The following is an 8,389-nucleotide window of genomic DNA, read 5'->3' as shown; positions in this document are numbered from 1 at the left end:
TGCCTTACCAGCAGGTCGGACAGCCGGATCATCTGGTCGTTGTAGAAGGCGGGACTGCAATTGATCAAACGCCTGGCCTGCCACGCCAATGCGTCGCTGATCTGCCGCGGCGAATGGCGCGAGGATTTCATCGGCGCGTGCCGGGAGCTCGGCATGCTGGTTGCCGCGGGTCTGGACGCTGGGGTCTTTTAAGCATTCCGGTTTTGCTCGCGTGAATCCGCGTCTCGACCGCACGGAGAATTCCCGAGAAAATGCTCGATTCGTCTCGTTTCTTCGGCCACCCGCGCGGGCTTGCCTATCTTTTCGCGTCGGAAATGTGGGAGCGCTTTTCTTATTACGGGATGCGCGCGCTTCTCGTTCTCTACATGGTGGGTTATCTTCTCGAGCCCGCGCGCATGGAAAAAGCGCTGGGGCTGGTCGAGTTGAAGCGCGGCCTGGAGTTTTTTGCCGGCCCGCTCGCCCCGCAGCCTTTCGCCTCGCAAATCTACGGGCTTTATACGGGGCTCGTCTATCTGACGCCGATCCTCGGCGGGTTTATCGCCGATCGGCTGCTCGGGCGCGCGAGAACGATCGCGCTCGGCGCGGGGCTGATGGCGACAGGCCATTTCATGATGGCGTCGGAGCCGCTTTTTCTCGTCGCGCTGGCGCTCATCGCTTTGGGCTGCGGCGCCTTCAAGCCCAATATTTCCACGCAGGTCGGTGAGCTTTATGCGGAAGGCGACGCGCGCCGCGACCGCGCCTATTCAATTTTCTACGTCGGCATCAACGTCGGCGCTTTCTTCGCGCCGCTCGTTTGCGGGACGATCGGAGAGAAAATCGGCTGGCATTACGGCTTCGCATGCGCGGGGGTCGGGATGGCTATCGGACTAGCCACTTATCTCCTCGGCCGCCCCCATCTCCCGCCCGATCCGCCGACGCTGAGCGCGCGCGACGCTGCGAGCGACGAAGAGGGACCGCCGCTTAGCCGGGCGCTTCTACCTATCCTGCTGCTCTTCCTTCCCTCCGCCTTGTTCTGGGCGGCCTTCGAGCAGCAGGGAAATACGATCGCGCTTTGGGCGGACCATTTCACCGATCGCGGCGTTGGCTTCCTGAGCTGGCGCGCGGAAATTCCCGTCACCTGGTTTCAGGCCTTCAATCCGCTGATGATCTTTCTCTTCACCCCGCCACTCGTCGCTTTCTGGGGGCAGCTGGCGCGGCGCGGCCGAGAGCCTTCGACCATGCGCAAGCTGTCTATTGGCTGTCTGGGCGCCGCTGCGAGCTATGTAATCATGGCCCTCGCCGCCTGGAGCGGCGAGGGCGAAAAGACAAGCTGGCTTTGGCTTTTGGCTTATTTCGTCGTCATCACTCTTGCGGAGCTGCATTTCTCGCCGATCACACTGTCGCTCGTTTCCCGCCTGGCTCCGAAAGGCGCGCGCTCGGCGCTGATGGGCCTTTGGTTCACGTCGATGTTTCTCGGCAATTTCCTGGCGGGATGGCTCGGCGGGCTCTGGTCGAGCCTCGCGAGCGTGGATTTCTTCCTGCTGATCGCTTCTCTCGGCGTCGCCGGCGCAATCATCGTGGAGGCGGCAGGGCGGTCGCTCCTCAATCATTTAGACTGAAAAGCGTCCCCGTTCGCCGCTATTTCTTCGGCAACAGGATGACATGCTCCTGTTCGTCGCCGTCGTTGCGGGCGACGATGCCAATGGCCGGCTCAGTCTTGCTAAGATTGGTCGGCTGATGCGGCACGTCGGCGGGGATGTAGATGAAATCGCCGGCGACATTGACGACGCTCTTTTCCAAATGCTCGCCGTAGCGCGTCTCGACCGTGCCCTGAAGCAGATAGATCGCCGACTCATGGCCCTTGTGGACGTGGGCCTGCGCGGAAGCGCCAGGCGGGATGACGACCTTCAAGAGCGACAGCCCCTTGGCGCCGGCGTTCTTGTTGGAGACGCCCGGAAAGAAGGGCAGCGCCTGTTTCGAGGTCGAGGCCTCCGGCGCGCGGATCGTGACGACGTCCTTACCGTCCTTGGCGCCGATGATATGGGGTTCGGCGGCGAGAGTCGGAGAGGTGAGGAGGATGGCGGCGGCGAAAAGCGGTGCGCGCATGAGCGATAATCTCCGCGAAGCTACTCTCGATTTTGGGTCAGCATATGTCGAAGCAAATAGCCAACGGAACAGGAAAACGCTGCGCCGACGTTCCCGAGAACGATCGAGTTGACGTGTTTCGCCTCGAGGCCCTCGCGACAAAAAAAGCCGGGCGCATGGCCCGGCTCGATGTCGAATCCAGAAGAGCGCGCCCGTATCAGCGCTTCGAGAACTGGAAGCTGCGGCGGGCTTTCCGCTTGCCGTATTTCTTGCGCTCGACCACGCGCGAATCGCGGGTGAGGAAGCCTTCCTTCTTCAAGGGCGAGCGCAACTCCGGCTCGTAATTGGTCAGCGCCTTGGCGAGGCCGTGGCGCACCGCGCCCGCCTGGCCCGAGAGGCCGCCGCCGGCCACCGACACCATGATGTCATACTGGCCCGTGCGCTTGGCGACAGCGAGCGGCTGTTGCAGGATCATGCGCAGGACGGGGCGTGCGAAGTAAACGTCGAGATCACGGCCGTTGACGGTGATCTTGCCGGAACCCGGCTTCACCCAAACGCGGGCGACGGCGTTCTTGCGCTTGCCCGTGGCGTAGGCGCGGCCGTATTTGTCGAGCTTCTGCTCGTATTTGGGCGCTTCGGCCGCGGCGGCGACAGCCGCCTGATTGAGGTCGGCGAGCGAGGAGAGGGTGGTCTCGGCCATGATCAGGCGCTCCGGCTATTCTTGGCGTTCAGGGCGGCGACGTCGAGCGTCTGCGGGTTCTGCGCCTCGTGCGGATGCGTGGCGCCCTTGTAGACGCGCAGATTGCCGAGCTGCTGACGGCCGAGCGGGCCACGCGGCAGCATGCGCTGAACGGCCTTCTCGAGCACGCGCTCGGGGAAGCGGCCTTCCAGAATGAACTTGGCCGAGCGCTCCTTGATGCCGCCCGGGAAGCCGGTGTGGTGGTGATAGACCTTCTGGTCGCGCTTGCGGCCGGTCAGGACGACCTTGTCGGCGTTGACGACGATGATGTTGTCGCCGTCGTCCATATGGGGAGTGAAGGTGGCCTTGTGCTTGCCGCGCAGACGCAGCGCGATCAGCGAGGCGAGGCGGCCGACGACGAGCCCGGAGGCGTCGATCAGCACCCATTTCTTTTCGATGTCGGCGGGTTTCGCCGAATAGGTCTTGCCGTACATGGGATCTCGAATTCCGTCTGAACGAACTGTTCGGATGGACGGTAAATAGGGGGTGCGCGAGCGCGGGTCAAGCGGTTTTCCGCGCTGTGAGCGCCCGGAGCGCCGCAGATTTTCTGGTAAAGACAGTATAGGGTAATTTAATACCGCATTGGGCAGGGCGGATTCGCCGACGCCCTCCACTTGCCCAGAGGGGCGCAGCGTGGGCTTCGTGACGTTCGACCGGCGGCTGGCGAAGGCGGCGGGCGGCGCCGATACAACGGACGTCGTCTGCCCTTAAAAGCAGAAAACCCTCCCTCCGGTCGCCCCTTTACTGATGCAGCGCTTCACCGTGCAGCGCGATGTCCAGACCCTCGCGCTCGTCGTCGCTGGTGACGCGCAGCTTGGTGAACAGCGACACGATCCTCAGCGTGATCAGCGTGCCGATGACGCACCAGACGACGGTCACCGCAACGCCGACGGCCTGCACGACGAGTTGATGCGGGTCGCCCTCCAGCAGGCCCGCCACGCCGGGGCTCGACTCGGAGGCCGTCACCGCGCGGGTCGCGAAGACGCCCGCCAGCAGCGTGCCCATGATTCCGCCGACGCCATGGACGCCGAAGACGTCCAGCGTGTCGTCGTAATGGAACCTGTGCTTGGCGACCGTGCAGAACCAGTAGCAGACGCCGCCCGCGATCAGGCCGATCACCACGCCGTGCCACGGCAGGACGTAGCCCGAGGCGGGTGTGATCGTGCCGAGCCCGGCCACCGCGCCGGAGACGACGCCGAGCACCGAAGGCTTGCCGCGCTCCAGCCACTCCAGCCCGCTCCACACCAGCGCGCCCGAACAGGCGGCGAGATGTGTCGCGACAATCGCGAAGACGGCCCGTGAATTGGCGCCGAGCGCGGAGCCGCCGTTGAATCCGAACCAGCCGACCCACAGCAGTCCGGTGCCGATCACCGCCAGCGAGAGATCGAAGGGCGAGAGGTTTTCACGGCCGAAGCCGACGCGATTGCCCATGACCAGCGCGCAGACGAGACCCGCGACGCCGGCGTTGATATGCACGACCGTGCCGCCCGCGAAATCGAGAACGCCAATCTTCTGAAGAAAGCCGCCGCCCCACACCCAGTGCGCCGAGGGCACATAGACGATGAAGAGCCAGACGACGCAGAAGAGGATGAAGGCCGAGAATTTCATGCGCTCGGCCACGGATCCGCCGACCAGCGCGCAGGTGATGACCGCGAAGGTCATCTGATAGGCCATGAACAGAATTTCGGGGATGGTGTTGGCGAGCGGGCTCACCGTCTCCAGGCCGACGCCCCTGAGCATCACGCGCGCCATATCGCCGAGATAGGCGCCGTCGCCCGAGAAGGTCAGGCTGTAGGCGACGCCGATCCACAGCAGCGAGACAACCGCCGTGGCGATGAGGCTCTGCGCCATGGTGGCGAGGACGTTCTTCTTGCGCACCATGCCGCTGTAGAACAGCGCGAGACCCGGCAGGGTCATCATGAGCACGAGCGCGGTCGCGACGATCATGAAGGCGGTGTCGGCCCCGTCGATCTTCGGCGCGTCCTGCGCGAAGGCGGGGGTCGCCAGCAGGGCCGCGCCGACGGCCGAGGACAGTCCGGCCCGCGCGCGGGACGTCATCCGTCCCGCAAAATGGGAATGGCGCATGGTTCTCTTCTCTCGATTGGCGGTCTTAGAGCGCGTCGTTGTCGGCTTCGCCGGTGCGGATGCGCAGGGCGCGCTCCAGCGGGGTGACGAAGATTTTCCCGTCGCCGATCTGGCCGGTATGGGCGGCCTTGCGGATCGCCTCGACGACGCGATCGGCCAGATCGTCGGTGACCGCCACCTCGATTTTGACCTTCGGCAGGAAGGAAATCATGTATTCCGCGCCGCGGTAGATCTCGGTATGGCCCTTCTGCCGCCCGTAGCCTTTGACCTCCGTCGCCGTCATGCCATGGGCGCCGACGCCCATGAGCGCGTCACGCACTTCGTCCAGCTTGAAGGGTTTGATAATCGCTGTGATGGTTTTCATTCGGGCATGACTGCTGTTGTGGAATGCAGGATGGGCGTTCTGTCAGCAATCTCCGTGCCAGACTGCGCAACGAATGAACGAAGCGGCGTGAGAACGGGCGCCTTGCCGGGCATGGGCGCCGCGCGGGCGCCCATCGCTCAAAAAATCCACAAAATGTTCAAAGAATTGGCGTGAAGTCTCCGCTGGGCCGCCGTTCGCGGGCTCCCATAGTTCAGCATCCGTTCAGCCACGAAGCTGCTGAATGGACAGTGAATGCGAGGCTGACGCGCCCGGGGAGGCCAGTGATGCAGTTGTTTCGGACAGTGGCGGTAGCGATCGTCGCGCTGCTCGCCCTCGCGGCGGGACGGGGCGCGGATGCGGCGGAGCGCCGCCTCGCGCTGGTCATCGGCGAGGCGGCCTATCCCGCCAGGCCCATCGCCACGGCGGCCAATGACGCGGGCCTCGTCGCGCAGACGCTCCAGGCCGCGGGTTTCGACGTCACCGGCGCGCGCGACCTCGAAGAGGCGGCGCTGAAACAGGCGTTCCGGGACTTTCTCGACAAGGTCAACGAGGCGGGGCGGGACGCCGTCGCTTTCGTCTATGTCTCTGGTTACGGCCTCCAGCTCGAAGGCGAAAACTACATTCTGTCCGTCGACGCGAAGATTGCTCGCGACGCCGACATACCGCTGCGGGGCCTGCGCGTGTCGGATTATCTGAAGCCGCTGGCGACCTCGGCCGCGAAGCTGAGCGTCGTGACGCTGGATGCGGCGCGCGCCTCTCCCTTCAAGCTGGCGGGGCAGCCCCTCGCCGGCGGCCTTGCGCTGTACGAGCCCGGCGGTCAGACGCTTCTGGCCTTCAACGCCGCGCCGGGGACGATCGCGCCGGAAGCGAGCGGCGATTACGGCCCCTACGCCCATGCGCTCGCGGAAATGATGCGCGACGGCGGGCGGCCGCTGATGGAGGTCTTCGAGAACGCGCGTCTGCGCGTTTCGGAGAAGACCAAGGGCGCCCAAATTCCGTGGAATTCTCAGCGCGTCGAGACCGATTTCGTGTTCTTCCAGCGCGAGGCCGGCGCCCCGCCGCGCAAGGAGGATCTGGCCCGGATGTCGCAGCCGATCAGCGCGCTCGGACCGGACGACGGCTTTTCCGCCGCGCTGCGCCGAGACACGCTGCAAGGCTATCAGGATTATGTCGCGACCTATCCGGCGTCGCCCTATGTGAAGCGCGCGCGGGCCATGGCCGCCGCGCGCCGCGAGGCGCTGACCTGGCGGCGCTCCCGCGTCATGGATACGCCAGAAGCCTATTGGTCCTATCTGCGCCGTTATCCGAAAGGCCCGCACGCCTGGGACGCGCGCCGCCGTCTCGCGGAGCTTCGCTACGAGTTCGAGCCGCCGCCGGATTTCGCGATGGTCGATTACGGCTATCCGCCGCCGCCGCCGGATGAACTCGTCTTCATCGACCAGCCGGTGATGTATTTCGCCGACCCGATCTGGGACTTTCCGCCGCCCCCGCCGCCGCCGGTCTATTTTCTGCCGCCGCCGCCGCCGGACTTCATCATCCTGCCGCCGCCGATCGTGGTGACGGAGGCCTATGTGCTGCCGGCGCCGCCTTATGTCCCGATCCCCGTCTGGGAGCGCCCGCCGCCCTATATCGCGCCGCCGCCCGCCAATTTCATCTTCAACAATGTGCACAACGCCGTCGTGGTGAATCCGGAGGAAAACCGGGTCGTGGTGCGCAACCCGACCGGCGCCGTGATCTCCACGGAGGCGCTGACGGCGGCCGGCGCGGGCGCCGCTGCCGTCGCCGTCGGCGCGACGCTGCCCAATTTTATCGCCCGGCGAAACCCGGCGGCGGCGCCCGCCGGCATGGGGCAGGGGGCCGTTCCGCCCCCCGGCGGGCCGGTTCCCGCCATGGCGCCCGACGCCCGGCCGCAACCCGGCGGGCCTGCGGGTCCCGGTGGCGAGCATCCGCCCGCGCCACTTCCGCCGGGCGCGCCCGCGAAGGATCAGGCGCTTCCCGCGCCGGGCGCCGGCGTGGCGACGCAGCGTCCGATGGGACCGCATCCGGGCGCCCGCGACGGCGCGCCCGGCGGGATCGGCGCGGGGGAGCCGCCAGCCGGCGTCTCCGGCGCGCGGCTTCCCGCCGGATTGTCGAAAGAGCACGTGCTGCCGCAAGGTCCGGCGGACGGGCAGGCCATGCCGAGCCAGCGATCCGCGCCGCCGCCCGGCGCGCCGGGCCGCGAGGCGGTTGGCCATGACAAACGGGGGCTCCCGGCGGGTCTCCCGGCCGGCGATCCTGCACTGACCGCGCCGGCGACGGGCGCGGCGCGACCGGGTCGGCCCGAGCGCGTGTCGCCGGGCGCCGCGAGTCATCCACAGACCCACGAGAAGATTCAGGGCGTCGATCCCCTCGGCGGGGGAATGCCCCCGCCGCGCGACGGGGGCGAGCCCGGCCGTCTTGAGCGGATGCAGCCGCCGTCCCCGGCGCGCGCAGACAGGCCCGCGCGCCTGCCGCCGGCCGGCATGGAGCCGGGCCGGGGTCCGTCCAACCCCTTCGCCGGGGAGGGCCGGGCGCCGGGGGCGAGAGCTGTTCATCCCCCGCGCCAGCCGCAGGACATCGACGGCGGCTTCGGCGGGCCTCCTGGCCGGCCGCGCGGCGACATGTTCGGCGAGCCGATGGGCGGCGAGACGCGCGCGCCGGCGCGCATGCGTCCCCCGCCGATGGACATGCCCGACATGCGCGAGAGCGCGCCAATGCGCGAAATGGGCGCGCCAATGCGCGGCATGCGGCGCGACGCCGCGCCGCCACGCCCCGAGCCCGTGCCGGGTCCGGACGCCCAGCCATTCCCGCGCCATCAGGGCGCCGGCTACCCCGGCGGCGTCCCGCCGCAGATGCGCGAGGCCCCTCCGCCCGCCATGCGCGAGCCAGTCATGCGCGAACCAGCCATGCGCGAACCCGCGATGGACCGCCCGCCGCCGCCCTCCGGCATGGCGCCGATGCGGCCGTCCGGCTGGCCGCAGCCGGGGGCGCAACCGCGTCCGCGTGAAGAGCCCCGTCGCCATGACGGCGACGGCGGCGGGCCGCCCGGTTTCGGGGGCATGCGCTGACGTCTCCGTTCACGCGACCGTTACCCGCCCGTCGTCAAAGCGTTCACGAGG

The 8,389-nt window shown here is 67.3% G+C and carries 7 protein-coding genes; 2 read left to right on the top strand and 5 right to left on the bottom strand.

Annotation, left to right across the window (positions count from 1 at the left end):
- The first annotated feature begins 251 nt into the window (after positions 1-251).
- Positions 252-1,598, top strand: a complete 1,347-nt coding sequence (locus ACR652_RS15670) for a peptide MFS transporter (RefSeq protein ID WP_434507410.1) — start codon at positions 252-254, stop codon at positions 1,596-1,598.
- A 19-nt stretch (positions 1,599-1,617) separates the two neighbouring features.
- On the opposite strand, the gene ACR652_RS15665 is transcribed toward ACR652_RS15670, so the two are convergent.
- From ACR652_RS15665 to ACR652_RS15645, 5 genes are all read right to left on the bottom strand, one after another.
- A complete protein-coding gene (locus ACR652_RS15665; RefSeq protein ID WP_434507409.1) occupies positions 1,618-2,085 on the bottom strand; it encodes a cupin domain-containing protein in 468 nt (155 codons plus the stop codon).
- Positions 2,086-2,281: 196 nt separating this feature from the next.
- Positions 2,282-2,764: a 30S ribosomal protein S9 gene (gene rpsI / locus ACR652_RS15660; RefSeq protein ID WP_434507408.1), complete on the bottom strand. Its 483-nt coding sequence runs from the start codon at positions 2,762-2,764 to the stop codon at positions 2,282-2,284.
- 2 nt (positions 2,765-2,766) lie between these two features.
- A complete protein-coding gene (gene rplM / locus ACR652_RS15655) occupies positions 2,767-3,237 on the bottom strand; it encodes a 50S ribosomal protein L13 (protein ID WP_434507407.1) in 471 nt (156 codons plus the stop codon).
- A 307-nt stretch (positions 3,238-3,544) separates the two neighbouring features.
- Complete coding sequence (locus ACR652_RS15650; protein ID WP_434507406.1) at positions 3,545-4,888, bottom strand: ammonium transporter; 1,344 nt, start codon at positions 4,886-4,888, stop codon at positions 3,545-3,547.
- 25 nt (positions 4,889-4,913) lie between these two features.
- Positions 4,914-5,252 carry a P-II family nitrogen regulator gene (locus ACR652_RS15645; protein WP_434507405.1) on the bottom strand — a complete coding sequence of 113 codons (339 nt, stop codon included), beginning with the start codon at positions 5,250-5,252 and terminating at the stop codon, positions 4,914-4,916.
- A 284-nt stretch (positions 5,253-5,536) separates the two neighbouring features.
- On the opposite strand from ACR652_RS15645, the gene ACR652_RS15640 reads away from it, so the two are divergent.
- Positions 5,537-8,338, top strand: a complete 2,802-nt coding sequence (locus ACR652_RS15640) for a caspase family protein (RefSeq protein WP_434507404.1) — start codon at positions 5,537-5,539, stop codon at positions 8,336-8,338.
- The last annotated feature ends 51 nt before the right edge of the window (positions 8,339-8,389 follow it).

The sequence above is a fragment of the Methylocystis sp. genome (genome assembly GCF_051061225.1).
Classification (GTDB): Bacteria; Pseudomonadota; Alphaproteobacteria; order Rhizobiales; family Beijerinckiaceae; genus Methylocystis.
The sequence above is the reverse complement of the archived record's forward strand: the minus strand, read 5'-3'. Positions and strand labels throughout refer to the sequence as shown.